Annotated in this window: 23 protein-coding genes and 2 tRNA genes; 6 read left to right on the forward strand and 19 right to left on the reverse strand. The window is 63.8% G+C overall.

The window, feature by feature from the left end; translation table 11 throughout:
* Nucleotides 1-148: 148 nt before the first annotated feature.
* On the forward strand, nucleotides 149-709 hold the full coding sequence (locus tag B2P87_RS00335) for a hypothetical protein (RefSeq protein ID WP_141890764.1): 561 nt from the start codon (nucleotides 149-151) through the stop codon (nucleotides 707-709).
* Between the two features lie 2 nt (nucleotides 710-711).
* Here B2P87_RS00335 and B2P87_RS00340 read toward each other — a convergent pair whose 3' ends face one another.
* The 4 genes from B2P87_RS00340 to B2P87_RS00355 form a co-directional block, all read right to left on the reverse strand.
* Entirely contained in the window at nucleotides 712-2097 is a 1386-nt protein-coding gene (locus B2P87_RS00340) for a hypothetical protein (RefSeq protein ID WP_208764489.1), read from the reverse strand.
* A 29-nt stretch (nucleotides 2098-2126) separates the two neighbouring features.
* Nucleotides 2127-2819 (reverse strand): hypothetical protein, encoded by a 693-nt coding sequence (locus B2P87_RS00345; RefSeq protein ID WP_141890763.1) that lies wholly within the window; start codon nucleotides 2817-2819, stop codon nucleotides 2127-2129.
* Between the two features lie 223 nt (nucleotides 2820-3042).
* A tRNA-Cys gene (locus B2P87_RS00350) sits at nucleotides 3043-3116 on the reverse strand.
* Between the two features lie 124 nt (nucleotides 3117-3240).
* Nucleotides 3241-3948: a CbiX/SirB N-terminal domain-containing protein gene (locus B2P87_RS00355; RefSeq protein ID WP_141890762.1), complete on the reverse strand. Its 708-nt coding sequence runs from the start codon at nucleotides 3946-3948 to the stop codon at nucleotides 3241-3243.
* Between the two features lie 174 nt (nucleotides 3949-4122).
* On the opposite strand from B2P87_RS00355, the gene B2P87_RS00360 reads away from it, so the two are divergent.
* The 4 genes from B2P87_RS00360 to B2P87_RS00375 all read left to right on the forward strand — a co-directional run bounded on the left by B2P87_RS00360 (nucleotide 4123) and on the right by B2P87_RS00375 (nucleotide 9346).
* Nucleotides 4123-4196: transfer RNA gene (locus B2P87_RS00360), tRNA-Gly, on the forward strand.
* A gap of 196 nt (nucleotides 4197-4392) precedes the next feature.
* A complete protein-coding gene (locus tag B2P87_RS00365) occupies nucleotides 4393-6192 on the forward strand; it encodes an ABC transporter transmembrane domain-containing protein (protein WP_141890761.1) in 1800 nt (599 codons plus the stop codon).
* A 211-nt stretch (nucleotides 6193-6403) separates the two neighbouring features.
* A complete protein-coding gene (locus tag B2P87_RS00370) occupies nucleotides 6404-8299 on the forward strand; it encodes an acyl-CoA synthetase (RefSeq protein WP_141890760.1) in 1896 nt (631 codons plus the stop codon).
* A 120-nt stretch (nucleotides 8300-8419) separates the two neighbouring features.
* On the forward strand, nucleotides 8420-9346 hold the full coding sequence (locus B2P87_RS00375; RefSeq protein ID WP_141890759.1) for an alpha/beta hydrolase: 927 nt from the start codon (nucleotides 8420-8422) through the stop codon (nucleotides 9344-9346).
* Nucleotides 9347-9352: 6 nt separating this feature from the next.
* Here the strand turns inward: B2P87_RS00375 and B2P87_RS00380 are convergent, their stop codons facing one another.
* The 10 genes from B2P87_RS00380 to B2P87_RS00425 all read right to left on the reverse strand — a co-directional run bounded on the left by B2P87_RS00380 (nucleotide 9353) and on the right by B2P87_RS00425 (nucleotide 19180).
* Entirely contained in the window at nucleotides 9353-9910 is a 558-nt protein-coding gene (locus B2P87_RS00380) for a DUF4453 domain-containing protein (RefSeq protein ID WP_141890758.1), read from the reverse strand.
* A 69-nt stretch (nucleotides 9911-9979) separates the two neighbouring features.
* Nucleotides 9980-10816 carry an alkaline phosphatase family protein gene (locus B2P87_RS00385; RefSeq protein WP_141890757.1) on the reverse strand — a complete coding sequence of 279 codons (837 nt, stop codon included), beginning with the start codon at nucleotides 10814-10816 and terminating at the stop codon, nucleotides 9980-9982.
* 133 nt (nucleotides 10817-10949) lie between these two features.
* On the reverse strand, nucleotides 10950-11798 hold the full coding sequence (locus B2P87_RS00390; protein ID WP_244940721.1) for a DUF2182 domain-containing protein: 849 nt from the start codon (nucleotides 11796-11798) through the stop codon (nucleotides 10950-10952).
* Nucleotides 11782-12423, reverse strand: coding sequence for a DUF1326 domain-containing protein (locus B2P87_RS00395; protein WP_141890756.1), 642 nt, complete (start codon nucleotides 12421-12423; stop codon nucleotides 11782-11784). The genes B2P87_RS00390 and B2P87_RS00395 overlap by 17 nt, the downstream gene beginning before the upstream one ends.
* 215 nt (nucleotides 12424-12638) lie before the next feature.
* Nucleotides 12639-14276, reverse strand: coding sequence for an ABC transporter ATP-binding protein (locus B2P87_RS00400; protein WP_058285844.1), 1638 nt, complete (start codon nucleotides 14274-14276; stop codon nucleotides 12639-12641).
* Nucleotides 14273-15088, reverse strand: a complete 816-nt coding sequence (locus tag B2P87_RS00405) for an ABC transporter permease (protein WP_058285843.1) — start codon at nucleotides 15086-15088, stop codon at nucleotides 14273-14275. The genes B2P87_RS00400 and B2P87_RS00405 overlap by 4 nt, the downstream gene beginning before the upstream one ends.
* The gene (locus B2P87_RS00410; protein ID WP_058285842.1) at nucleotides 15085-16041 is read right to left on the reverse strand and encodes an ABC transporter permease; all 957 of its coding nucleotides are present in this window, start codon (nucleotides 16039-16041) and stop codon (nucleotides 15085-15087) included. The genes B2P87_RS00405 and B2P87_RS00410 overlap by 4 nt, the downstream gene beginning before the upstream one ends.
* Nucleotides 16042-17625: an ABC transporter substrate-binding protein gene (locus B2P87_RS00415; RefSeq protein ID WP_058285841.1), complete on the reverse strand. Its 1584-nt coding sequence runs from the start codon at nucleotides 17623-17625 to the stop codon at nucleotides 16042-16044. It lies immediately after the preceding gene.
* 405 nt (nucleotides 17626-18030) lie between these two features.
* Nucleotides 18031-18477: a D-aminoacyl-tRNA deacylase gene (gene dtd, locus B2P87_RS00420; protein ID WP_141890755.1), complete on the reverse strand. Its 447-nt coding sequence runs from the start codon at nucleotides 18475-18477 to the stop codon at nucleotides 18031-18033.
* 22 nt (nucleotides 18478-18499) lie between these two features.
* Nucleotides 18500-19180, reverse strand: coding sequence for a nitroreductase (locus tag B2P87_RS00425; protein WP_141892089.1), 681 nt, complete (start codon nucleotides 19178-19180; stop codon nucleotides 18500-18502).
* A 130-nt stretch (nucleotides 19181-19310) separates the two neighbouring features.
* Between B2P87_RS00425 and B2P87_RS00430 the strand changes: the two genes are divergently transcribed.
* A complete protein-coding gene (locus B2P87_RS00430; protein WP_058285839.1) occupies nucleotides 19311-19730 on the forward strand; it encodes an Hsp20/alpha crystallin family protein in 420 nt (139 codons plus the stop codon).
* 104 nt (nucleotides 19731-19834) lie between these two features.
* On the opposite strand, the gene B2P87_RS00435 is transcribed toward B2P87_RS00430, so the two are convergent.
* The 5 genes from B2P87_RS00435 to B2P87_RS00455 all read right to left on the reverse strand — a co-directional run bounded on the left by B2P87_RS00435 (nucleotide 19835) and on the right by B2P87_RS00455 (nucleotide 25305).
* Nucleotides 19835-20956, reverse strand: coding sequence for a TFIIB-type zinc finger domain-containing protein (locus B2P87_RS00435; protein WP_141892088.1), 1122 nt, complete (start codon nucleotides 20954-20956; stop codon nucleotides 19835-19837).
* Between the two features lie 88 nt (nucleotides 20957-21044).
* Nucleotides 21045-22229 carry an SPFH domain-containing protein gene (locus tag B2P87_RS00440; protein ID WP_141890754.1) on the reverse strand — a complete coding sequence of 395 codons (1185 nt, stop codon included), beginning with the start codon at nucleotides 22227-22229 and terminating at the stop codon, nucleotides 21045-21047.
* Nucleotides 22230-22255: 26 nt separating this feature from the next.
* Nucleotides 22256-23149, reverse strand: coding sequence for a DUF2927 domain-containing protein (locus B2P87_RS00445; RefSeq protein WP_167510285.1), 894 nt, complete (start codon nucleotides 23147-23149; stop codon nucleotides 22256-22258).
* 53 nt (nucleotides 23150-23202) lie between these two features.
* Nucleotides 23203-24393 (reverse strand): toxic anion resistance protein, encoded by a 1191-nt coding sequence (locus B2P87_RS00450; protein WP_141890752.1) that lies wholly within the window; start codon nucleotides 24391-24393, stop codon nucleotides 23203-23205.
* A gap of 18 nt (nucleotides 24394-24411) precedes the next feature.
* Nucleotides 24412-25305 carry a 5-bromo-4-chloroindolyl phosphate hydrolysis family protein gene (locus tag B2P87_RS00455; RefSeq protein WP_141890751.1) on the reverse strand — a complete coding sequence of 298 codons (894 nt, stop codon included), beginning with the start codon at nucleotides 25303-25305 and terminating at the stop codon, nucleotides 24412-24414.
* Nucleotides 25306-25469 lie beyond the last annotated feature (164 nt).

Genomic DNA, 25469 nt, shown 5'->3' on the forward strand with positions numbered 1-25469 from the left:
TCATGGTGAGGGATTTCGCGGGCGGCAGGTCAAAGGGCGTGGACGTTCCCATGCGTCGCAAGACGAAGGCGCCCTAAACCCTTTGTTGCGAACGTTTCCTCCGCTAGGATCAACCCGTGGTGGTGTGTGATTCTGCGGAGGATCGCTTTTGGCGAAAGACACTAGGAATATCGGACAAGTCGCGGACGACGCGATCAGGCGTGGTCTGCGAAATCACGAGGTCCTCGACGAGGTCAAGCGTCTGCACCCCGACGGCAATACGAAGATGGCGTCGATCGTTTGGTACAGAAACCAGCTCAGATCGAACGGCGAGGATGTTCCGACGGAGACCGAACTCAAGAATGCAGCTCGCCAAGCCGGCCTGGAGCTGTCAACTTCGCCGCCAGATGGCAGCACCGAGCCGAAATCCACCAAAGAACTCCTGATCGAAAAGACGATGCGCGAGTTGATCCTGGACGGATCGACCAACGAACAGGTCCACGATACGACTATGCGAGCTTACCCCGAGGCTCGTCTTAAGCATCGGGACGCCGAGGACCTACGCACCGCCATGATCCGTGCCGGGGAAAACGTTCCGACCGACGACGAGGCTCGGCGTTCCCAAGGCGGACCGCCTTGGTCTCCCGACGCAACCGGTGAGGATCAACTCGGCCGACGGGAGGAGGCTCTAGGCTTGCTTTCAAAGGTAGAGAACCTTCTGCGAAAGTAACGTTACGTCTTCGGCAGCTTCAGCCGGTCGCGATAGACGCCAATACGTTTGCGAGCTCGATCCACGACGTCCCCGTAGAACAGGAGCTCCGAGTAGAGTTGACCAAGTGTGGCCTGGCTTTGCGGCTCTTTTACGTCGTCGGTGCTGAAGAAGCCGTTCTCGCCGGGCAGACGATTGTAACCGCGCAGGCGGATCGCGTTGATGGTGTCACCGATCAGGTAACCATAGAACTTCTTCAGCTTCCCACCAGATTTCGCCGCGAGCAGTGTGGCGTACTCCATCAGGTCGTTGTCGTGCTCGTCGAGACTGACCCCCGGCGCCTTGAACTCAACGATCACGACGGAGCCTTCTTCGTGGAACAGCGCTATGTCCGGGCGGCAGCCCCCGTTCTCGTCACCTATCCGATTGAGCAGATCACCGACGGCATCATCGACGTCGGCTTCGAAGATGTTCTGGCCGTTGTCCCATTTGATCTGGTTTAATGGCATGTCGGAGGCGATGTAGTCGTAGTAGTGATACTCCTCGCTGAGCAACCAGACGTCGTGGTCCGAGACCTCCTCACTGTCCTTCCGCATTGGAAAAAAGATGCTGTGTATCAGGGCCTCGTTCTTGCGGCGCTGTCCGTCCGGTAGTTCGGTCTGGACGTTGAGGCCCTCATTCACGGCTAGGTCCAGCACGTCGATCAGAGCTGACCTGCGAACGACCAGCTGTGAGAGGTTGGCCATGTCCATAGTCTTGAGCGAAGATGCGTATTCCCACGACAGGTCGTCGATCTGGCGCCGGAAGTCCTCGCTGTCAGGTGCAAGCCCCTTGATAGCTTCCTTCATGGCCGAAAGGCTGGAAGTCTCGTTGACCACCTGCTCCTGAAGGTTCGTCAAGACACGCTTCGCGACCTCTTTCGGCGTGTCCCCGAACTTCACGCGCGTGTTCGAGTACGAGAGCATCTCCTCAGAGACGCCGAAGTCCTGCGCCACGTCTTTCACGATCGTGTCCCTGGACCAATCAGGTGGCGTTATGAGCTCCTGCACCTTGTCGTCGAGAACCGAGAAAATGTCCTCAAAAGTGACCTGCATCCCTCCGAAGAGGTCGCCTGAGCCGTCGTCTACAGGTATCTTGTCGAACCCATCGCGTTGCTCGTTCACACCGTCATCCAACAGGGCCCCTTCGACGAGGACAATGTGGTAATAGCCTTCAATGGCGTTGTTCTCGAGCGTCTTGGTCTTGAGATAGCGACCCGTGATGAGTTCAGCGATCGAGGCCTTAGCACACAAGCCTATGATGTTGCGAGGCAACGGGTACTGCGTCTCGTCCAGCTTGTAGTGCGTTATGGTGAAGTCGGCCGATACCGTGTCCTCACCTTCGACGTGTTCGACGGTGATCGGCGTCACGGACGTGTGCTCCGGGATGTCAGTGGGCGTCAGTGTCTGTTCGGACTTGGTGCCCCAAGGTCACTGACGAACTTGATCTGGAACTCGCCGAGGTCATCCTTAAGACTGACGACCCTTTGCAGCAGATTGAAGAGAACGTGCTGTCTGATCGCCTCGGCGGTGAACGTCCGATGCACGCTGGCGACGGATAGGTTGGTCTCGCGCAGCCTCGACACCACGTGCGATAGGCGTATCTGGGTCCCGACTTCGCCCGTATCCCGCGCTTCCATCGTGAAATCGGTCTCTTCGATGGTCTTGCGATCGCGCCGAAAAGGCAGGGAGATGTGCTTAAACCCGTCCCCCTCTCTGTAGATGGACGACAGTGAGACAGCCGTGAAGTGGTGGAAGAACTGGACGCGACCGGTTCCCTTACATTTCCCGATGCCAGGGATGTTGAGGTCGTCCTTGTAGGAGGTGTCCTTAGTCAGGAAGGCCTTGCGCTGGTCTGGCCCAAGACCGCAACCGTTGTCCTCGCAGGTGATCTCAAGGTCGTACTCCTCGCCCAGCAAGTCCGCTTTCGTAGCTTTCACCTGGAGCGTCACGTCCAGGGCGACCGCATCGGCCTCATCCCTCTTTCGGATCAGGAACGCGTCGATCGAGTTCGCCAGCAGCTCGTCCACGACCACCAGTGGGTTCTTACTGATGCGAGTGTTCTTCAGGCTACCGCGGATATCGAGCGTCACTGCCAGTCCTCAATCATCTAACAATTTGTTTTTCCCACTTATCCTAGCGTGTTCCCTCCAAGTCAATTTTCGCGTGCTTGAGCCCTTGGGGCCCGGTGAGGAACCACTCTGGGCTGATCGCATCGCAGGAACATTATTTTGCGCCGTACTGTGTCTATACTGTTCGCGGACAATCGACCTGATTGCCGCCAGCCGATAAGTCCATGTTTTCGCTGAGAAATTTTGGAGGCGAGTACCGGAATCGAACCGGTGTACACGGATTTGCAATCCGCTGCGTCACCACTCCGCCAACTCGCCATCCGTGGTGTAAGGCGTGATTAATCACATGCACTGCGCTGGCGCAAGAGGCGTTTTGCCTTTGCCCTGGCCGAATATTATTTTTCTTTCCGGTTGGGTAGAATCCCGCCGGGCCGGGGTTTGGTCAGGGTTCGACGTCCAAGGCTGCGGTGCGGATGGCCGCGGCGATCAGCTTGGGAACGCCCGGCAGCGCGCCGGTGACCGGCAGCACCGCGCCGCCGAACCGGGCCGCCTCCAGCGCTGCGGGAATGTCCTCTTTCACGTGGTCGCCGGCCTGGGCAAAGAACGGCAGGCAAAGGGCGCGGGCGGGCAGCTGCGCCGCCGCGGTTTCAATACGCGGGTCCTGTTCGACGTAGCCGGGGGTGACCGTGCAGCCGGGCAGCAGCGGGCGCAGTCTGGCGGCGAAGTCTTCGGCGGCCTCGGCCGCCTTGGGGCCGCGCGCGGAGCCGTGAGCGGCCAGCAGCAGGTGGAGCCCGTCCGTATTCCACCCCTGCGCCTGCGCCGCTTCATGAACAGCCTGGGCCGCCAGAGGCGGCAGGGCGGCATCCAGGCCGAAAGGCGCCGCGATGCGGCAGCTGATCCCGTTCAGGCGCGCTGGCAGCACCTTGGCGGTGAAATACCCCTGCGACATGAAGAACGGGTAGACGACAGCGCCATTTGCCGTCACCTCCTCCAGCCGCTCCGGCGTGGCGAGAGTGGCGGAGCGGATGTCCCAGCCCGGTAAAAACGCGGCAACTTCCGCCGCGAGGCTTGCCAGATCCGCTTCGGCGGGCCCGGGGGCGGAGGGCTGTCCGTGGGCGGTGATAACGGCGGTTTGCGGGCTTTGGGTCACAGCGTGCGTCCGGATTGTTGAGGGGGCTGCCGGGCAGCGGGATTATCCTGTCATTTGGGGAGCTTGGGGGGCGTTCCGCAAGGGCCGCAGAGAATTTTCCGACCGCCCCGGGAGAAAGCAATTCAAGGTGGTTGACCTTCTCCGGCGCTTCCCATAAATCAGCAGATGTCCTGAGCGGGTATGGTGAAATGGTATCATAAGAGCCTTCCAAGCTTAAGGTGCGGGTTCGATTCCCGCTACCCGCTCCAGACCTTCCCCGCACTGCCTGCCCAAGCGCCGCGCTGATACCAAGCCTTTGCTGATACAGTGTGACGCGGGCCGTTGCCATTCTCATACACAGTTTGAAACTGCTCTGCGCTTGACGTGCGGAGCCTGCGGGGCCATGAACCTTGGCAAATGCGCGGGTTCCAGGCCCGCAAGACCAAAAGTGCAGAAGGATCCGGAATGGCGCGGAGACAAGCGGCCCCGAACGCGGAACAGGAGCGGGAAAAGTCCCGGAAAATTGGCGTGCTCTCGGCCCTGTGGCCGTTCATGCGGCCCTACCGGGGGCTGATGTTTGCAGCCACCTGCGCGCTGGTGCTGACGGCGGCGCTGTCGCTGACGCTGCCGCTGGCGGTGCGCCGGGTGGTGGACAATTTCCGGATCTCCGACTCCGAGCTGCTGAACCTCTATTTCAGCGCTGCGCTGGTCATCGCCGCGCTGCTGGCCGTGGGCACCGGCGTGCGCTACGCGCTGGTGACCCGGTTGGGCGAACGCGTGGTGGCCGATATCCGCAAGGCGGTGTTTGACCGGGTGATCGGCATGAGCCCGGAGTTCTACGAACGCATCATGACCGGAGAAGTGCTGAGCCGGATCACCACGGACACCACGCTGATTCAGTCGGTGCTGGGCTCGTCGGTGTCGATCGCGCTGCGCAACCTGCTGATTTTCCTGGGCGGCATGGTGCTGATGCTGCTGACCTCGGCCAAGCTGACCGCGATGGTGCTGCTGATCGTGCCGGCGGTGATCGTGCCGATCCTGTTCCTGGGCCGCCGTCTGCGTGCGATCAGCAAGGAGAACCAGGACTGGATCGCGGCGTCGTCCGGAAACGCGGGCGAGGCGCTGGGGGCGGTGCAGACGGTGCAGGCTTTTACCCATGAAAACGCCAGCCGCCTGAAGTTCGGCGAGATGACCGAAACCGCCTTTGACGTCTCACGCCGCCGCATCCGGACGCGGGCCTATCTGACGGTGATCGTGATCTTCCTGGTGTTTTCCGGCATTGTCGGCGTTTTGTGGATGGGGGCCAACGACGTGCGCGCCGGCGTGATGACCGAGGGCACGCTGATCCAGTTCGTGATCTACGCGGTTCTGGTTGCTGGCTCGGTGGCGGCGCTGTCGGAGATCTGGAGCGAGCTGCAGCGGGCCGCCGGGGCAACCGAGCGGCTGGTGGAATTGCTGAACGCCGAGGACACCGTGGTGGATCCGGCGGCCGCGCAGGTGCTGCCTGCGCCGGTCAGGGGGGAGATCGCATTTGAGAATGTCTCCTTCCGCTATCCGTCGCGGCCGGACGTCTCAGCGCTGGAGGATGTGTCGCTGACGGTGCGGCCCGGTGAGACTGTGGCCTTTGTCGGCCCGTCGGGTGCAGGGAAGACCACCATCATTCAGCTGCTGCAGCGCTTTTATGATCCCAACCAGGGCGCGGTGAAGCTGGACGGTGTGGCGCTGAAACACCTGCAGCGGGATGAGTTCCGCCGCCATATCGCGCTGGTGCCGCAGGACCCGGTGATCTTTGCCGCCTCGGCCCGCGAGAACATCCGGTTTGGCCGCCCCGGCGCCTCCGATGCGGATGTGGAAGCCGCTGCCAAGGCTGCCGCGGCGCATGAGTTCATTTCCACGCTGCCGGACGGCTATGACAGTTTTGTCGGCGAAAGGGGCGTGATGCTGTCGGGCGGGCAGAAGCAGCGGATCGCCATTGCACGCGCCATCCTGCGGGACGCGCCGGTGCTGCTCTTGGACGAGGCGACCTCGGCGCTGGATGCAGAAAGCGAACGGCTGGTGCAGGCCGCGGTGGATGAGCTGAGCCAGGGCCGCACCACGCTGATCGTGGCGCACCGTCTGGCCACCGTGAAGAAGGCGGACCGCATCGTGGTGATGGACCAGGGCCGCATCGTCGCCACCGGCAGCCATGATGAGCTGGTGGCGCAGGGCGGCCTTTATGCGCGCCTTGCCAAGCTGCAGTTCACCGAGGGTTTGGCCGCGGAGTAACCGCTGCCATTTGCATGATTCCAGGCGCCCCGGACCTTGTCCGGGGCGTTTTTTGCGGCAGAAGGCCGGTTCCCGGTGGAATTGGCGTCACGTCATGCCGCAACCTGCCTTGACGTGACCCCGTGCCGGAGCTTGCGCAAATGCGTGTTTCCAATAGTCTGTGGCGAACGAGAACACACCCCGAGACACCGGGGGTACGGGGAGGAGACGAATGGGTTTTAGCGGGATTACGGACCGTAACGCGCTGCAGAATGAAATGCCGTACGAGGCGCGGGATTTGCCAGCCACGCTGTATGGGCTGCTGTCGCGCACGGCGGACAAGTATCCGGACAGCAATGCGGTCAGCTATCAGATCTTTTCTGGCCCCAAGGACAAGGCGGAAACCCTGACCTGGCGCACGCTGAAGGAGCAGGTGAGCCAGGCAGCCAACATGTTCCGCGCGCTGGGTATCGGTGAAAAGGACGTGGTGGCCTATGTGCTGCCCAACTGCAACGAGACGCTGGTGACCATGCTGGGCGGCGCGGTGGCGGGGATTGTGAACCCGATCAACCCGCTTCTGGAGCCGGAGCAGATCGCCTCGATCCTGCGCGAGACAAAGGCCAAGGTGGTTGTAACCCTGCGGCCTTTCCCCAAGACCGACGTGGCGCAGAAAGTGGCCGAGGCAGTGCGCCACGCGCCGGGGGTGAACACGGTGCTGGAGGTGGATCTGAACCGCTATCTGACGCCGCCGAAATCCTGGATCGTCCCGCTGGTACGGCCCAAGCTGGATAACCAGGCTAAGGCCGCGCATGCCGATTACATGAGCTTTGCCAAGGAGATGGCGAAACACCCCAAGACGCTGGCCTTTGCGGACAGCACCGGCGACCGGGTGGCCTGCTATTTCCACACCGGCGGAACCACGGGCATGCCCAAGGTGGCGCAGCACAAGTATTCGGGCCTGGTCTATAACGGCTGGCTGGGCAGCACCCTGCTGTTCACCGAGGAAGACAACATCATCTGCCCGCTGCCGCTGTTCCATGTCTTTGCTGTGCATGTGATCATGATGGCGGCGGTGGCCTCTGGCGCGCATGTGGTGTTCCCGACGCCGCAGGGCTACCGCGGCGAGGGGGTGTTCGACAATTTCTGGAAGCTGATCGAGCGCTGGAAGATCACCTTTGTCATCACCGTGCCCACCGCGGTGTCGGCGCTGATGCAGCGGCCGGTGGATGCGGATATCTCGACCGTGAAGACGGCGTTTTCCGGCTCCGCCCCGATGCCGATGGAGCTGTTCAAGCGGTTCGAAAGCGCCTCCGGCGTCACCATAGTCGAGGGCTATGGCCTGACCGAGGCCACCTGCCTGGTGTCCTGCAACCCGCCCGGCGGCGAGAAGAAGGTCGGCTCTGTCGGCATTCCGTTCCCTTATACGGACGTGCGGATCGTCAAACAGACCAACGGCGGCCCGCTGGAATGCGGGGTGGACGAGGTGGGCGAAATCTGCGTGTCCAACCCCGGGGTTTTTGCCGGCAGCACCTATACCGAAGCCGACAAGAACGTGGATCTCTACTATCAGGAGAAATTCCTGCGCACCGGCGATCTGGGCCGCATCGACGAGGATGGCTACCTGTGGATCACCGGCCGCGCCAAGGATCTGATCATCCGCGGAGGCCACAACATCGACCCGGCTGAGATCGAGGAGGCGCTTCTGGGGCATTCCGCGGTGGCCTTTGCCGGCGCGATCGGCCAGCCGGACGCCCATTCCGGAGAGTTGCCCTGCGCCTTTGTCGAACTGGTCGATGGCGCTTCGGTCAGCGAGAAGGAGCTGCTGGAATACTGCAAGATCCACGTGCATGAGCGCGCGGCGATCCCCAAGCATCTGACGGTGCTGGATGAGCTGCCGAAAACTGCGGTGGGCAAGGTGTTCAAGCCTGATCTGCGCAAACTGGCGATCACCCGTGTCTACAACGGGGCGCTGGAACAGGCTGGAATCGCTGCGCGGGTTGTCAGCGTGATTGATGACAAGAAGCGGGGGCTGGTGGCGCAGGTCGCCGCCAACGGCAGCTCGGAGGCGGATATCAACGGTGTTCTGAACAGCTTCACCCGGCCGTGGGAGCCTGCCGCGGCAGCGTGACCGCTGTCATCCGATGCAACATCAAAGGGCGCCCTGCGGGGCGCTTTTCCATTCAGGCATTCCATTTGCGGGAATCTCTGCCTAGGCTCGGGAAAACGCGGCGTGCAGGGAGGCTCGCAGATGGACTATGAACGGCTGATCGACGAGGAGACCTGGGATTTCATCCAGAAGACCGGCGAGCTCTATCCCGATGACGCCACGGACATGTCCATAGACGAGCAGCGCCGCATCTATGACTGCATGGCCCGGGAGTTCCGGGCGCCGCGCCCGGACTTCGTCACCTTCAAGGACGCCCGGGCCGGCGGGGTGCCCGTGCGGATCTATACAGCGGGCGATCCCACCCGCACGGTGCTGTTCTGCCACGGCGGCGGTTTTGTCGTGGGGGGGCTGGACAGCCACGACGACATCTGCGCCGAGCTCTGTGCCCAGACCGGCTACAGGGTGGTGGCGGTGGATTACCGGCTGGCCCCGGAGCACAAGCACCCCGCCGCATTCGAAGATGCCTGGACGGTGCTGAACTGGGTCGAAAAGACCTATGGCAAGGGGATTGTGCTGGCGGGCGACAGCGCCGGGGCGAACATCTGCGCTGCGGTGGCGCACCACGCCCGGGGCCGGACCGATGCGCTGCTGGGTCAGGTGCTGATCTACGGCGTCTTTGGCGGTGATACGGACCAGGGCTCCTACATCGAACACGCCCAGGCGCCGATGCTGACCCGCGAGGATGTGCTGTATTACATGAACATCCGCACGGACCGCGCAGCGCCCAAGAGCGATCCGCTGTTTGCACCGCTTCAGGACAGCGATTTTTCCGGCCTGCCGCCGACGGTTCTGGTGACAGCCGATTGCGATCCGGTCCGCGACGACTCGCGCGATTACCGGGACCGCATCCTCGGTGACGGCGGCAAGGCGCATTGGATCAACGAGCCGGGTCTGATCCACGGCTATCTGCGCGCCCGCCACAGCGTCAGCCGCGCCCGTGACAGCTTTGAGCGGATCTCGGTTGCCATCGAAGCGCTGGGGCAGGGCATCTGGGCCTATGACGATTAGGAACGCCTAGCCGGCAAAATCCCGGCACCGCTCCTCGTACTGCGACGTATCCAGCCAGCCGCCGCTGATCACCTGCCAGTCCGGGCCGGAGGTGGTGACATAGGTCCAGCTGCCCACCGGGATATGGGAAAACTTGACGTAGTCGCCGGGATTGATCCGCCCGACCAGCGGGGCATCCGGCCGGTGCCCGGCCCGCAGGCCCATCGCCGGCCCCAGCCAGCCCAGGCAGGCGCCTTCGAACTCGTCATGCACCGGCAGGTCCCACAGCTGGTAGCGCAGATGGAGGTCTTGCAGGTTCAGGTAGGTCTGCTTGTTGTTCACCCGGCAGCCGATGCGGGCCTCCATCTGCTTGACCTGTGCCACCAGCCTTTCGTCCTGCGGCGGCAGCGAAACGGATTTGCCAAGGCAGCCCCGGTTGTCAAAGACGGCCTGGCCCAGCGGCGAGCCGAAGCAGTAGCCGGCCCGGTCGATCACCGCGTTCCGGGTGAACCAAAGGTCGTGGCAGGTGTCGCCGGCCAGAACCGGCGCGGCAAACAGGCAGAAGGCGGCAGCAAGGGATTTCATGGCAGTCCTTTCCGGCAACTGAAAACGGCGGCTGAGGGCCATAATAGCACACGGGCCGCCGTAATCGCGTTACCTCAGGAACGGCTCTGCCTTCATGGTTTCGGCAATGGGCGCGCCCAGCCGCTTAAGAATGGTCGGGGCCAGCTGGCGCTGGTCGATGACGTCACTGTGGTCGGGGCCGTCGGCCTCGCCAAAGTAATAGAGCGCGGTTTCCTGCTGCAGCGGGCTGCGGCCGCCGTGATGGCCGCGCTCGTCCTGGCCGTGGTCGGCGGTGACGATCACCTCATAGCCCAGATCGCGCCAGCGGGTGATGAAGGGTGCCAGCATCTCATCCATCACGAAACAGGCGTGGTCCATCTCCTGGCAGTCGTGGAAATAGCGGTGGCCCATGCTGTCCAGCGTGCAGGTGTGCAGCATCCCGTAGTCGAGGCCGAAGCGCAGGCAGAGATTGGTCAGCGTGCCAAACAGGTCAACATCTGACGGGGTCATCTGATTGTCCTTGCCGTAACCGGTCATGGTGTGGAACCGGCCGTGGCTGATGGTCTTGCTCTCCGGTTCGTCATATTCGATGTCGCGCACGCAGTCGAACGGGTGGCGGTTGAAGAAGGACGACCAGAAGCTGTGCGCCACGGCCCCGGTGACGCCGCCTGCCGCGCGGACCTGGCTGAACACGTCCTTCTCCTTCAGCCGGAACACGTTGGCGTTGCCGGTGCAGCCGTGAACGGCGGGGGCCACGCCGGTGTGGATCGAGGCATAGCAGCTGGCGGAAATCGACGGCAGCACGCTGCGCAGCTTCCACACGCGGGCGTCGCCGCTGTCCACCCAGCCTTCCAGGTTGCCGAACAGGCGGCGGAAGTTGCGCCAGGGCACGCCGTCCAGAATGATGAGCAGAAGTTTTGTGTCCATGGCCCGAATCCCTCTTTGCCTTGCAGTGGCTTCGGTGCCCCATTTTGATGTCAGTTTCCTGAAGCGCCATTCAAAAAGCGAAGGGATGGTCTGAAACCGGCACCATGTTGGGGGAGGGCAGGCCTGCCGCGGCTCAGAACGCGGTGGCCAGCAGGCTGGCGCCGGCAAGCATCAGCAGGAGGCCAGCGGCCGGAGCGAACAGCCGGGCGCGCGCCAGGTGCTTTTCGGCCAGCACGTAGAGCGCAATACCGGCGATCCAGTACAGGTTCATGACCCCGCCCGCAAAAAGCAGCAGCATCAGCGCCCAGCAGCAGCCCAGGCAGTATGCGCCATGGTGGGCGCCCATCAGTACAGCACCAGCCATGCCTGTGCGGTGGTGCGCGGTCAGAAATTGAACCGGCGTCCGGCAGTGGGAGAGGCAGGCGTGCTTCCAGGGGGTAAACTGATAGGCGCCCGCCGCCAGCAGCAGCGCCCCCGCAAGGGCACGGCTGCTGAGCGACATCATAGGCCCGTTTGACAGGCCAGCGGTTTCCAGCCCCCACTGCACAGCGGTGGCGGCGAGTGAAAAGACTGCCCAGGCCAGCAGGTAGCCGCTCAGGAACAAAAGGCTGAGCAGCGGTGCCCGTGCGGGGCTTGAGCCGGCTTTCTTGAGGGCGGTGAACAGCAGCAGGACAGGGGCCGCGCTGGGGGTCATCATGGCGATCATCATCAGCCACCACATCAGAAAGATCAGACCGGCATAGCCCGCCGTCCAGGCGGTGCCGGGTCCCATCTGCATCGGTTCGCCGATGGGGCCGGCCATCCGGGTCATTTCGACCGCGGTCATTTCCATGCCCGCGCCAAGCACCGTATAGGCCGCGCTGAGCGCAACAACGATGGCCGCGGCGCCCAGCACCACGGCTTCGCCACGGCGCGCCAGCCATTCCGCGGGCCCCGTGCTGTGCTGGGCTCGCGGCGTGGCGTTCTCAGGCCGCGCGCTCAACGCCTCTGCCGGTCAGGTGCAACTCGGCGATATGGGCGTGGGTTCCGCTGTTCTTTTCCAGGCTGATGGCTGCATTGCGGGTTTGGGTGGTGCCGCATGCCATGGTGGCCTTGGAAAACTCAAACCCGTTCGGCAGCGTGATGCTGATGAAATGCGGATCACCGGAGACAATGTTCGGGATCGGCTGCACCTTGGTTTCTGCATAGCTGCCCACTGTTGCGGTGCCGGTGCCGCTCTCCGCGTCATAGTCCAGTGAGATTTTCGCGCTCAGCGTCTCGTGCCGGGTCGGGCTCATCAGGCTGAACACCGAGAACATGGTGGCAAATTCGTCCGTGTCTTTGCCTGTCATGATCGCTTCCAGCGCTGCGCGCTGCTCGTCCGTTGCGCGTTCGTCGATAATCATCTGCATCTGGCCGTTGCCCTCGTGCACCGGACCCGGCCATTTATAGAGAACCGCAGCATACAGGCCGTCCAGCTTGACGCTGCCGTAATGCCCCTTGTCGATGCGGTAGGTCAGCAAAGCCTCGCAAGTGCCGTCCGTGGGCAGTTGGGAAAACTGGCAGGGGCACCCGGGATTGCAGTTGCAGTTGCCGATTTCCTGTCCGTGAATGGCCCAATCCGTCATGACATTCCCTCCTGTTCTGCGTGAAAAGCAAAACTGCCCGGAGGTTTCGGGGCCGGCCTGCAGGAAATCAGCTGCGCTCGGTCATGATTTTCTTGCTTGCGGCTGGTATCGCCGCACTCTCCCAGTGGCGACAAAGTACCACAAAACAGAAACGCCGGAAAAAAGAAAAAGCCCCCGCCCGCAGCGGGGCAGGGGCTTTGCATCCAGCGGTGGAATCAGTTGCCGGCGCTTTCCATCTTGCGGTGGGCGATCACCTCTTCCAGCCAGCCGAGCTTCATTTCCGGAACGGAGCTGAGCAGCAGATCGGTGTAATCGTCAAACGGCGGGCTCAGCACCTTGGACTTGCTGCCGTAGCGCTGCACCTTGCCCTGATACATCACCGCGATGTTGTCGGAGATGGCCCGCACAGTCGCCAGATCGTGGGTGATGAACAGATAGGCGACATCCTCGATCTTCTGCAGCTCCAGCAGCAGCTTCAGGATGCCGTCCGCCACCAAGGGGTCCAGCGCCGAGGTGACCTCGTCGCAGATGATCATCTTGGGCTTGGCCGCCAGCGAGCGGGCGATGCAGACACGCTGCTTCTGGCCGCCGGACAGCTCTGCCGGATAGCGGTCCATGAACTTCTCGCCCAGCTCAATCTCGTCCAGCAGCTCGATGATCCGCTTGCGCTTCTCCTTGCCCCGCATGCCGAAGTAAAACTCCAGCGGGCGGCCGATGATGGTGCCGACGGTCTGGCGCGGGTTCATCGCGACGTCCGCCATCTGGTAGATCATCTGCAGCTCGCGCAGGTCTTCGCGGCTGCGGCCCTTGAGGTCGGGCGAGAGGGTGCGGCCGGCAAATTCGATCTCACCCTCGCGCGGCGGCAGAAGGCCGGTGATCACGCGGGCGAGGGTGGACTTTCCGGAGCCGGACTCGCCCACCACCGCCAGGGTCTGGCCGGGGTACAGATCGACGTTCACATTGTGCAGCACGTCGAACTGGGTGCCCTTGTAGCGCGCGGTGATGTTGCGCACGCTCAGCACCGGCTCCGCGGTGGGGGCCTTTTCCTCATGCTCGATGGAGCGCACCGAGACCAGCGCCTGGGTGTACTCCTCCTGCGGGTTGTTGATGATCTGGTCGACAGGGCCGTATTCGACCGTGTTGCCCATCTTCAGCACCATGATGTCGTCGCTGACCTGCGCCACGACTGCCAGATCGTGGGTGATGTAGAGCGCGGCAACGCCAGTGTCGCGGATCGCTTCCTTGATCGCCATCAGCACGTCGATCTGGGTGGTCACGTCGAGCGCGGTTGTCGGCTCGTCGAACACCACCAGATCCGGCTCCGGGCACAGTGCCAGCGCGGTCATGCAGCGCTGCAGCTGGCCGCCCGACACCTGGTGGGGGTAGCGCTCGCCGATGTTCTCCGGATCCGGCAGGCCCAGCTTGGCAAACAGGGTCCGTGCCCGCGCCTCGGCCTCCTTGCGGGAGAACTTCTTCTGCTCCACCGCGGCCTCGACCACCTGCTCCATGATTTTCTTGGCCGGGTTGAAGGAGGCTGCCGCGGATTGCGACACATAGGTGACCTCGCCGCCGCGCAGCTTGCGGATGTCGCCAAGCTTGGACTTGAGGACGTCGCGGCCGTTGACCCAGACTTCGCCGCCGGTGATCTTCACACCGCCGCGGCCATAGGCCATGGAGGCCAGGCCGATGGTCGATTTGCCGGCACCGGATTCCCCGATCAGCCCCAGCACCTTGCCGGGCGCGAGGTCAAAGCTGACCCCGTGCACGATCTCGATATCACGGGGCTTTTCGCCCGGCGGATAGATGGTCGCGCCGATTTTCAGGTCGCGGACTTTCAACAGGGTATCGCTCATCCGCGGCCTCCTTTCAGCGATGTGGTCCGGTTCAGCACCCAGTCAGCCACCAGATTGACCGAGATCGCCAGGGTGGCGATGGCAAAGGCCGGGATCAGGGCCGCAGGAATGCCGTAGACAATGCCGTCCTTGTTTTCCTTCACGATGCCGCCCCAGTCGGCTGCCGGCGGCTGCACACCCAGGCCCAGGAAGGACAGGGTGGAGACGAACAGCACCGCAAAGATGAACCGCAGCCCCATCTCGGCCACCAGCGGCGACAGCGCGTTGGGCAGGATTTCACGGAAGATGATCCAGGAGGTCTTCTCGCCGCGCAGGCGCGCGGCCTCGACGTAGTCCATCACCTCGATATCGACCGCAACCGCCCGCGCCAGCCGGTAGACCCGGGTCGAGTCCAGCAGACCCATCACCACGATCAGGATCGGGATGGTCACCGGCATGACCGATAGCACGACGAGGGCAAAGATCAGCGTCGGGATCGACATGATCAGGTCGACAAACCGCGACATCGCCTGATCCAGCCAGCCGCCGGCCTCGGCGGCGATGAAGCCCAGAATGGATCCGGTCGTAAAAGACAGCAAGGTTGCAGCGGTGGCGATGAAGATCGTGGTTTGGCCGCCGTAGATCATCCGGGTCAGCAGATCCCGGCCGATGTTGTCGGTGCCCAGGAGAAAGTCGGAACTGGCGGGTTCCCAGACGTCGCCAACCACTTCACCCACCCCATAGGGGGCCAGCAGCGGCGCAAAGATCGCGCCGAGAAAGTACAGGGCCGTGAAGAACAGCCCGATGAGTGCGGAAATGGGGATATTCTTCATTTCGGGTGCCTCAGGCGCGGGTTGCTCAGAATGGCGACGATGTCAGCGATCATGTTCAAACCGATATAGACAGCGGCAAAGATCAGGCCGCAGGCCTGCACCACAGGCACGTCCCGCTTGGACACATGGTCAACCAGATACTGGCCCATGCCGGGGTAGACGAACACCACCTCGATCACCACAACGCCGACCACCAGATAGGCGAGGTTCAGCATCACCACGTTGACGATCGGGGCAATGGCGTTCGGGAAAGCATGGCGGTAGATCACCTGAAAGGCGTTGAGGCCCTTCAGCTCGGCTGTTTCAATATAGGCCGACTGCATCACGTTCAGGATCGCGGCCCGCGTCATCCGCATCATATGCGCCAGCACAACCAGGGTGAGCACGGCGATGGGCAGGGCGATCGCGTTGAGCTTTTCGAACAGGTTCATGTTGTCGTTGATCATCGCCACCGACGGGAACCATCGCAGCTTCACTGCGACGAGATACATCAGCACATAGCCGATCAGAAATTCGGGGATGGAGATCGAGGCGAGGGTTACGCCGGAGATCAGCTTGTCGGGCCAGCGGTCCTTGAAGCGGACGGCGACCAGGCCCAGGAAGATGGCCAGCGGCACCGCCACCACGGCAGCCCAGAATGCGAGGAACAGCGTGTTCCAGAAGCGGCTGGCGAGGGCTTCGGAAATATCCTGGCCGCTGGTGAGCGCAGTTCCCAGGTCGCCTTGGATGGCACCGAACAGCCAGGCGAAATAGCGCTGCACGGGCGGATCGTTGACACCCAGCTCTGCCCGCAGGTTGGCGAGCGCTTCCGGGGTTGCCGACTGGCCCAGAATCGACTGGGCGACATCGCCGGGCAGCACCATCGTGCCGGCAAAGATCACCACTGAGATGAGCAAAAGAAGCAGGAGGCTCAGCGCGATGCGCTGAGCCAAAAGTTTTACAACCGGGGACATTTAGGCTTTGACCCACAGCTTGCTGGCCGCATAGCCGTTCATCAGAACCTGGCCCGGGATGCCCTCGACAAAGCCGTCGACCTTGTCGGTGGTTGCCTCGACGAAGTCGTTGAACATCGGGCAGATCAGGCCGCCTTCGTCGCGCAGGATGGTCGACATGTCGGCATACATCTGCGTCCGCTTGGCAACGTCCAGTTCGCCGCGTGCGGCCACCAGCATCTGGTCGAACTGCTCGTTGTTGAACCGGGTGTCGTTCCAGTCCGCGGTGGACAGGTAAGCGGTGGTGAACATCTGGTCCTGTGTCGGACGGCCGCCCCAGTAGCTGGTGCAGAACGGCTTGTTGTTCCAGACTTCCGACCAGTAGCCGTCGTTCGGCTCGCGCTTGACGTCCAGCTTGATGCCGGCGCCTGCCAGCGACTGCTGGAACAGCGCAGACGCGTCCGGCGCGCCCGGGAAGGAGTTGTCCGAGGTGCGCAGCAGGATCGAGCCGTCGTGGCCGGACTTCTTCAGGTGGTGCATCGCCTTGTCCGGGTCGAACTGGCGCTGTTCCAGCTCGGTGTACATCGGATAGGAGGCGTTGATCGGGGTGTCGTTGCCGACGGTGCCGTAGCCGTTCAGGATCTTGTCGACCATTTCCTGGCGGTTGATGCCGTATTTCAGCGCCAGGCGCACGTCGTTGTTGTCGAACGGCGCGGTGTTGCAATGCATGATGAACACGTAATGGCCGGCCGCGGAGGTCGAATGCACGGTGATGTTCGGCGCACGGTCCACCAGTTTCGCGGTGCGCGGCGGCACCCGGTCGATCACATCCACCTGGCCGGACTGCAGCGCCGCGACGCGGGCAGTGTCGTCGTTGATGACGATGATTTCCACGGTGTCCGCGTTGCCCAGATCGCCCCAGTAATTCGGGTTCTTCTCGGCCACGAAGCGCACGCCCATGTCGGAGGACTTCATGATGTAGGGGCCGGTGCCGATGGCGGCTGCCGGATCGTCCATGCCGCCGCCCGGCTGAATGATCAGGTGGTAGTCGGCCAGCAGATAGGGCAGGTCGGCGTTCGGGCTGTCCAGTTCGAAGACAACGCTGTCGCCGTCCGCGCGCACGTCCTTGATGCCGCGCATGATGCCCAGGGCGCCCGACTTGGTGTCTTCGCCGCTGTGGCGCTCCATCGTCTTGACCACATCTTCGGCGGTCACGTTCTGGCCGTTCGAATAGGTCACGCCGGAGCGCAGCTTGAAGGTCCAGGTCTTGGCGTCGGCCGAGGCTTCATAGCTTTCGGCCAGCTTGCCTTCGATGCCGCCGTCCTCTGCCAGCTCGACCAGCGTTTCCCCCCACAGGCGGGTGACCATCAGGCCAACGGTATTGGTGACCAGCGCCGGATCCAGGCTGTCGGTGGTGGACCCGCCCTGCAGGCCGAGACGGATAGTGCCGCCTTTCTGCGGGCCGGCCGCCTTGGCGGCGCTGGACAGCAGCAGGTTGGCGGATACAGCGGTAAAGCCCAGTGCGGCGGCCTTGCCCAGGAAGTCACGGCGCGAAAGTTTGCCCGCCACAGCCTGACTGGCCAGATACTGCATGTGTCTGTTCATTGAGTTCTCCCGATTGGTTGCGGTGCTCCAGGCACCTGTTTTTTGATTGATGGTTCAAGATTTGCGCATTTGCCGCAACCTAGCAAGCGTTATTCGCGGAGCGCTTGGTGAGGCGGCATACACGCCGGTGAGGCCCGTAGAAGGCAGGTCGCCTTTCTCAAGCAAGGTGCCGTTTTTGGCTGCCATGCCGGGTGTAAATCAAAAAAACATCTGGAATGCGACAAGAAATTTTTGTGCGCGAGAATGACGGATTTTTTATGAATTGGCCGGGATGGTGCCAAGTGTTGGCGGTAACTGGGGGAGAATCGATGCTTTCTGGCCTGAAAACGCCGCCTCCGGCGCCTGGATCAAGCGGCCGCCAGTGCGGTTCAGACGGGCCGGGCGGGGCAGGGCTGCGCGGGCCTGTCAGAGCTGTTCGGTGTCCATCCAGATGGTCACCGGGCCGTCGTTCAGCAGCCGCACTTTGATGTCGGCGCCAAACCGTCCCTTGGCTGTTTCCAAACCAAGCTGTGCCAGCCGGCCGGCGAAGTATTCATACAGCCGCTCGCCCTCAGCCGGGGCGGCGGCTGCTGAAAATCCGGGCCGGTTGCCGCGCCGGGTGTCTGCGGCCAGGGTGAACTGGCTGACCACCAGGGCGCTGCCGCCGGTGTCCAGCACCGAGCGGTTCATCTTGCCGTCCTCATCCTTGAAGATCCTGAGCTTGGAGATCTTCGCCGCCAGCTGATCCGCCTGCGCCTCGCTGTCGCCCTGCATGGCGCAGACCAGGATCAGCAGGCCGGGCCCGATCTCTCCCAGGGTCTCGCCATCCACCGTGACCGAGGCCTCGCTGACCCGCTGTATCAATGCCCGCATGTGTGCCCGTCCTTGTCCTGCCTCAGCCGCGCCAGTCCGCAAAGTCCTCCAGCGCCGCCCGGCTGGTGCGGAAGCTGTTGGCCGGGTGGTCCTCGTCACCATAGCCAAAGGAAATGGCGCAGAGGATGATCCGGTCGTCCGGTATCTCCAGCAGTTCATGCAGCAGCGGCGCAAAGGAGGCAACCGCCGCCTGCGGGATGCTGGCAACCCCAGCCGCCCGGGCAGCCAGGGTGAAGGCGGCAACAAAGCCGCCGCAATCCATCGCGCCGTAGGACCCCAGCTCTGCCGGGGAGGAGAGGATTGCGCAATGCGGAGCGCCGAACAGCCGGTAATTCTCCATCATCTGCCGCGCCGACCCGGCCCGGTCGCCTTTCTGCACGCCGACCGCCTCATAAAGCGCCCAGCCGCAGTCCCGCCGCCGCTGCTGGTACTCAGCCGAGTAGCCATCGGGAAAGGGCAGGTCCGGGCTGTGGCCGCCGCCCTCCGCCGCCTTCAGAAGGGCGGCCCGCAGGCGATCTGCTTCGGCACCGCTGCAGACCGTCACCTTCCAGGGCTGCGCGTTGCACCAGGACGGCACCTTTTGCGCGGTGCGCAGGATGTCTTCGATCACGGCGCGCGGCACCGGCTCCGGGCGGAAGGCCCGGCAGCTGTGGCGGGCGTCAAACAGGGTGTTCAGGCTTTGCAAATCCGGTGTCACGTCCAGTCCCTCCAGGCGGCTGACGGCCAGACTGGCGTCAGAATTTCTTTTGCGCAAGCGCCCCGCTTGCGCCGGATCAAAGCCGTGCCGCAGCGTCAGAGCTACTATGGGCCGTAACAGGAAAGGAGGCTGGACTATGGTGGAAAAAACCGAACATGGCGGTTTCTGGCCGTCGCTTTATGATCCGTTCCGAAGCTTCGGAACCCGTCTCGCCGATTGGCTCAATCCCGCGACTGAGGCCTCTTCGGGCAAGGAAGCCTACGATATTGCGATGGAGCTTCCGGGCGTTGCCTTGGGCGATGTTGAGCTGACCGTGGACAACGGCGTGCTGACGATCCGCGGCGAGAAGAAAACCCAGTCCGAGAAGACAGGCGACACCTGGTATTTCAGCGAACGCCAGTATGGTGCCTTCCGCCGCTCCTTCCGCCTGCCGGAAGATGCTGACGGTCAGGCGGCTTCTGCCAGAATGGAGGACGGTGTGCTGCATATTTCTGTGCCGAAAAAGGCGCTGGAGCAGCCAGAGACCGCCCGCAAGATCGAGATCAGTAAGGGCTGACAGAAGGCTGACAGGGAGCGGTCTTGGTTCCCGCCAGCAGCCGGGAACAGGCATTGGCCGGGTCAGGAAGGGGGAGGCAGCTCCCCCTTCCGCATGTTCAGGGGTTATTGCTGGCTGGCCAGCAGGGCGATGCCCGCAGCAATGGCGAGCGCCAGAATGACCGCAATGGCGATCTTCCACGCGGAATAGGGCCGCTCGCCCTGCACCCGGCCTGATTGCCCGTTGACCACAAAACGGTAGGTCTTGCCGCGGTACTTGTAGGCTGCCAGCCAGACCGGCAGCAGGATGTGTTTGAAGGTCACACCGGACATCTGCGTGTCGATGCTGCTGATGCGCTGCCGGTCGCCGCCGATGTCAAACCGCACATCGCGCTCGATGACGCGCTCCATTTTCTGTCCTGCCTCCGCAAAGCCAGCCTCCAGCTCCACCGCATAGGCTTCGGCCCGGAAGCCGGCCAGATACTGCGGCTGATAGGGTTCAAGCTGTGACAGGTCCCAGGGCTCCAGCGCCTCGGTATAGCGTTTCGGCAGGCTTTTGGAAGCCAGCACCAGCACATCGTCAAAGAACCGTTGCACCCGGCCGGAGGCGGGCCGCCAGCGCACCTTGGCCACCTGCCGGGTCTGCATCTTGCCGTCCCGCTGGAAGGTTTCGGTGACATAGTAAACGGTGCCGCGCTGACCGGTATAGGAACTGCGGGTCTGGGCGTCATAAGTCCAATAGGGCACATAGATCCCCTGCATCCGCCGCCCCTTGCGGGCATAGTCCTTGAGCCCGCCGGGTGCGAACCACAGCTGCCCCAGCCAATCGGTCATCGCCTTGTGCGCGACGCGCTCCGTGACCGCAAAGGGCAGCACGCCCTTCGGCTTGATGTGGCGGTTTTCGCCGGTGCCGGTCACGACCGGTGTGGCGCAGAAGGGGCATTCCTTGGCGTGGGTGTCCGGGTCGAACTCGACCTGGGCTGCGCAGTTCGGGCAGACGGAGACGCGGGTGACTTCGATTTCTGCCTCCGGCAGCTGCTCGGCCACGGCAGTGCGGAAGTCCAGCTCCCGCAGGGCGGAGCCCTTCCACGGCCCGCTGCGCACCTCTTCGCGGTGGCCGCAGTGATCGCAGATCAGCGCGCCTGCGTTCGGGTCGAAACGGTAATCGGAACCGCAATTGGGGCAGGGGAAGCGGTGGCTGTCCTCCTGGGCAGAGGGCGCGCTGGCGGCTGGCGGCGGCGGGGGCATCGTCACGGGGAGGGAAACCTGCGGTGATAATTCAACAGAAGGAATGAGCGCGGCGGGATCGCGGTCCGGACACCGCCGCAGCCAAGGCTCAGCCGGCTGGCGGGGCCGGCGGGGGCGGGGGCGGCGGCGGCAGGATGGTGAACAGCTGCGCCAGTTCCATCACATCGCCCGCCCGTTTCCAGCCGTCCTGGCCCGGCGTCCAGACGTGGGTGTCCCGCGTCAGGCTGCCGTCCTGCGCCATCCGCCCCATCCGAGCCTTGGAAAACGGCCCGGAGGTCTGACCGTCCGCCGCGATGTGCCAGACATGCTCCACCGGCGGCGGGGGCGGTGCCGCGGGCGCAGCCGCTTGCGGCGCAGCGGGTGCGGGCCGTGCGCCCCATGGCCCGGCCGGCTGACCCGCTGCCTGAGAGGGGGCGCCTCCCTGTAGGGCCTGGCCCATCTGCTGGGCCATCGCCATTCCCATGCCCATCCCCATGCCTGCGCCCATGCCGCTGTTCGGGGTTCTGGCCGCGGCGGTCATCGCCTCGGCGGCGGAAAACTGGGTGTAACGGCCCAGATCGCCCAGCACGCCCATCTGGGTGCGCTTGTCCAGCGCTTCCTCCACCGCGGGCGGCAGCGAGATGTTCTCGATGTAGAGCTCCGGCATCATCAGCCCGTACTCCGCCAGGGTGCCGGAAATTTCCGCCGCCACCAGCTTGCCCAGATCGGCAGTGTTGGCGGCCATGTCCAACACCGGAATGCCGGAGCCGGCAATCACGCGGGAGAACTCCTGCACGATGATGTTGCGGATCTGATAGGAGATCTCGTCCATGGTGAACTCGCCATCGGTGCCGACGATCTCCGACAGGAAGCGCGCCGGGTCGGCGACCTTGATCGTATAGGTGCCATAGGCGCGCAGCCGGACCGGGCCGAATTCCGGGTCGCGGCAGATGATCGGGTTCTTGGTGCCCCATTTCAGGTCGCTGAACCGGGTGGTGTCGACAAAGTAGATTTCCGACTTGAACGGGGACTGGAAGCCGTGGTCCCAATGCTGCAGCGTGGTCATCACGGGCATGTTGTTGGTCTCCAGCAGGTAGAGACCGGGTGTGAACACATCCGCCAGCTGGCCCTCATGCACGAACACCGCCGCCTGGCCCTCGCGCACCGTCAGCTTGGCGCCGTATTTGATCGCATGGCCTTCACGCTCGAACCGCCAGACCATGGTGTCATGGGTGTCATCTACCCAGTGAATGACATCGATGAATTCGCCTTTGAGAAAATCGAAAATACCCATGTTTCAGGTCCTCTTCCTTTGGCGGCCTACAGTTCCTGGCCCATCGCCTCGCGGGCGAGAATGCGGATGATGGGGCGGGCCTCCTCGGCGCTCATCCCAGTTGTCAGTCTTGGATCATACAGCATCTGCAGCAGTTTTTCGTCAAAGCTGGTCAGCAGCGCAAATTCGTCATCGTCGTTGAAGATCGAGGGCCGCGCCCGCGGGCTGTCGTTCCTCAGGCCCAACCCTTGCGCCACTTCCTCATGCACGCAGCTTCTGCGCACCAGGTCCGGGTGCTCGGCCCGGATCAGCGCCACCCCGCGGGTGTAGGACAGCGGGTCGCTTTGCGGCCCGCCCGCCACCACAAGGCAGTAAAAGCTGCGCGGCGGCGCGGCCAGCAGCGACAGGTCCCTGGCGCTGATCGAAGGCAGCAGCTCGCGCACCCGCTCGGCGACAAAGGCGCTGTCGTCGAGGCTGGCAAAGATCACGTGGAAGTTGCCGCGCGCGGCCACGGTGGCGACCGGATGGCCGGTGATCCGGGCCAGCCGGGCGGCATAGGCGCTGAGGGTCTCGCGGTCCTCTGCGCGCCGGGCGGCCGGCACCGAAGGGCCGAACTCCGCCGCGATCCGCACCGGGCCTGCCCAGCGGCCCAAGCCGCCGGAAATGCCGGAGCCGCCGTATTCGTCGTAAAACGCCAGCGCCTCGAAGCTCTCCGCCAGATCCTCGGCGTCATAGGGCGTGTCCGGGCCGCCGCCATCGGTGCGCAGCAGGCCGCGGGTCAGCAGGTCGCGCTGCAGGGCGTTGTAGTAATAGGCCAGCTGCGCGCTGTCGGCGGAGGGTTTGTAAACCGCAGGCTGCGGCACCGCCGGGCGGGGCTGCGGCACAAGCGATTCCGGCTGGGAAGCTGGCAGGCATGCCGCCAGGGCTGCCAGGCCGGCCAGCGCCGCGCCGCCTTTCCAAACCGCCTTATATGCCTGCAGGCCTGCCACCGCCTTCAGTTCGGCACCGCGGTGCCGGCCGTGTCGCCGGTCCCGTCGCGGCGGGCCTTCGCCGCGGCAAGCGTGTCGCGCAGCTCGGCCTCCATCTTCACCAGCTCGGCCTCGGCGGCGGCGCGCTTGGCCTTGCCCTCATCGGCAATCCGCAGGCTGTCCTGAATGGTGCCGATCAGATCCGCATTGGCCTGTTTCACCGCTTCGATGTCAAAGACGCCGCGCTCCATCTCCTGGCGGATCATCTCGTTCGACTGCCGCAGGTTGGCGGCGTTGGAAGTCAGCAGCTCATTGGTCAGGTCATTGGCATCGCGCACCGCGGCGGCCGCCTGGGCCGAGCGCTGGATGGTCAGCGCCTGCGCCAGCTGGGTCTCCCACAGCGGCACGGTGTTGACCAGGGTGGAGTTGATCTTGGTCACCAGCGACTTGTCGTTCTCCTGCACCAGCCGGATCGAAGGCAGCGACTGCATGGTGACCTGGCGGGTCAGCTTCAGGTCATGCACCCGCCGCTCCAGATCGTCGCGCGCCGCGCGCAGGTCGCGCAGCTCCTGGGCCTTCATGACCTTATCGCCTTCTGCGGCGGCCTGCACCTCGGCCTCCTTGGCCGGGATATCCGCGCTGTCCAGCTGCGCCAGCTTGGCCTCGCCCGCCGCGATGTAAAGCGCCAGCTCGTCATAGAAGCCCAGCGTCTTTTCATACAGCAGGTCGAGCGACTTGATGTCCTTCAGCAGCCGGTGCTCGTGGCCCAGGAGATCATCCGTGATCCTGTCGATCTGCTCCTGCACGGTTTCATAGCGCGCGGTGAACTTGGCAAAGGGCGCGGCCCTGCCCAAAAGCCGCTCCCAGAAGGTCGGCTTGCGGCGGATGTCCAGCTCGGAAACGGAGAAGCCGCGGATGGTGGTCACGATATTGCGCAGGCTGTCGCCCGCAGGCCCCACATCCTTGTTGCGCACATCCGAGAGCATCGCCTGGCTGATCGTCTGCAGCTCCGCCTGCGCGGCAGAGCCGAAATGGATGATCGAATTGGTATCGGCCATGTCGATCCGGTCCATCCGCACCCGGATGGCTTCGCTGGTGGGGGCGTCGGCCTGCTCCAGCGGCTGCACTTCCGCCACGGGTTCCGGCAGTTCGATGGCGGTGACCTCTTGAACCAGGGCCTCGGCCTGGGCGGCCTTCTGTTGCACAGCTTCAGACATGAACGGCTTCCTCGCTAATCAGTTCCGGTCCAGATGGACCCCCTCGCGCTGCAAACGGTCGCGCAGCACATCAATCTCAATCGTCAGGTCCGTGCGGTCCTCCACCAGCATCTTGCGGGTGCGCGCGGCAAAGTTCTGTTCCAGATCATCCAGCAGCGCCAAATAGCCTTCGCGGGCCTGGGCGTCCTGGCTGCGGGCGTAAATATCGGCGAATTTCACCGTCGCGTCACGGGCGCCCTGCAGATAGACGGTCAGGTACTTTCGCGCCGCGGTCAGGTCACGGGGATCTTCCTCAACCGTGCGGAACAGCTCGCGCGCAACCGACTGGAACTGCTCCACCCGTGCCTCCACCGTGCGGTCGCGGGCGCGCAGAGCAGCGTCCTTCATGGCGGCAAGGTTTTGTTCGGCCTCATCCACCGCGCGCGCCACCCGGGACCGCTGGAAGGTGTCGGTGCCTTCCGCGCCCTTGTCGTGAAGCGGGTCGATGCCAAAGGCCGCAAGATGCAGGCCGGCCGCCGCCGTGCCATAGATCACGGCGCTCAGCAGGCCGGGTTCCCCTTTCCACGCCGCCAGCGCAGCGCCGGCGCCTGCCAGCAGCGCTGCCAGGATCTTGCGGGGCAGGGCGGGCCTGCGGGCCACCTTGCGGGCAGCATAGGCGGCTTCGGCCTTGAGCCCTTCGCGCAGCAGGAAGGCGCCGCCTGTCCACAGCCCCGCGCCGGCCAGCCCCAAGGCCAGCCCGGCCGCGCCGTCATTCAGCGACAGCAGGGCCAGGAGGGCAGGCGGCACAAACAGCACGTTGGCGCGCATCCCGACCGGATCCACCTGCGCGTTGCGGTAAGTCTGCTGCGGAGCGGAGCCGTGCGGCCCGGTTTTTTTGCCAGGGCTGTGTTTGCCGCCGTAGCGCTGTGCCATCCGCTCAGCCCCCCACGATCCAGCCAGTGCTGAGCCCGAACATCAGGATCAAAAGGGCGACATAAGCAATTTTTTGCACGCAAGCTCCCCCAGGAACGGCCAGCGAAGATTAACTGATTGGAAATCTAGGGGATAGCTGGCGCTGTTGCTAGGGGGAAGTCCGC

The sequence above is a fragment of the Leisingera sp. UBA4491 genome, assembly GCF_002388965.1.
GTDB lineage: Bacteria > Pseudomonadota > Alphaproteobacteria > Rhodobacterales > Rhodobacteraceae > Leisingera > Leisingera aquaemixtae.

Excerpts from the sequence above, each read along its gene's own strand:
- dtd (WP_141890755.1), bottom strand. The coding sequence starts at position 18,477 with ATGCGGGCATTGATACAGCGGGTCAGCGAGGCCTCGGTCACGGTGGAT.
- B2P87_RS00370 (WP_141890760.1), top strand. The coding sequence starts at position 6,404 with ATGGGTTTTAGCGGGATTACGGACCGTAACGCGCTGCAGAATGAAATG.
- B2P87_RS00375 (WP_141890759.1), top strand. The coding sequence starts at position 8,420 with ATGGACTATGAACGGCTGATCGACGAGGAGACCTGGGATTTCATCCAG.
- B2P87_RS00435 (WP_141892088.1), bottom strand. The coding sequence starts at position 20,956 with ATGCCCCCGCCGCCGCCAGCCGCCAGCGCGCCCTCTGCCCAGGAGGAC.
- B2P87_RS00455 (WP_141890751.1), bottom strand. The coding sequence starts at position 25,305 with ATGGCACAGCGCTACGGCGGCAAACACAGCCCTGGCAAAAAAACCGGG.
- B2P87_RS00385 (WP_141890757.1), bottom strand. The coding sequence starts at position 10,816 with ATGGACACAAAACTTCTGCTCATCATTCTGGACGGCGTGCCCTGGCGC.
- B2P87_RS00440 (WP_141890754.1), bottom strand. The coding sequence starts at position 22,229 with ATGGGTATTTTCGATTTTCTCAAAGGCGAATTCATCGATGTCATTCAC.
- B2P87_RS00410 (WP_058285842.1), bottom strand. The coding sequence starts at position 16,041 with ATGTCCCCGGTTGTAAAACTTTTGGCTCAGCGCATCGCGCTGAGCCTC.
- B2P87_RS00365 (WP_141890761.1), top strand. The coding sequence starts at position 4,393 with ATGGCGCGGAGACAAGCGGCCCCGAACGCGGAACAGGAGCGGGAAAAG.
- B2P87_RS00405 (WP_058285843.1), bottom strand. The coding sequence starts at position 15,088 with ATGAAGAATATCCCCATTTCCGCACTCATCGGGCTGTTCTTCACGGCC.
- B2P87_RS00450 (WP_141890752.1), bottom strand. The coding sequence starts at position 24,393 with ATGTCTGAAGCTGTGCAACAGAAGGCCGCCCAGGCCGAGGCCCTGGTT.
- B2P87_RS00415 (WP_058285841.1), bottom strand. The coding sequence starts at position 17,625 with ATGAACAGACACATGCAGTATCTGGCCAGTCAGGCTGTGGCGGGCAAA.
- B2P87_RS00395 (WP_141890756.1), bottom strand. The coding sequence starts at position 12,423 with ATGACGGATTGGGCCATTCACGGACAGGAAATCGGCAACTGCAACTGC.
- B2P87_RS00400 (WP_058285844.1), bottom strand. The coding sequence starts at position 14,276 with ATGAGCGATACCCTGTTGAAAGTCCGCGACCTGAAAATCGGCGCGACC.
- B2P87_RS00430 (WP_058285839.1), top strand. The coding sequence starts at position 19,311 with ATGGTGGAAAAAACCGAACATGGCGGTTTCTGGCCGTCGCTTTATGAT.
- B2P87_RS00380 (WP_141890758.1), bottom strand. The coding sequence starts at position 9,910 with ATGAAATCCCTTGCTGCCGCCTTCTGCCTGTTTGCCGCGCCGGTTCTG.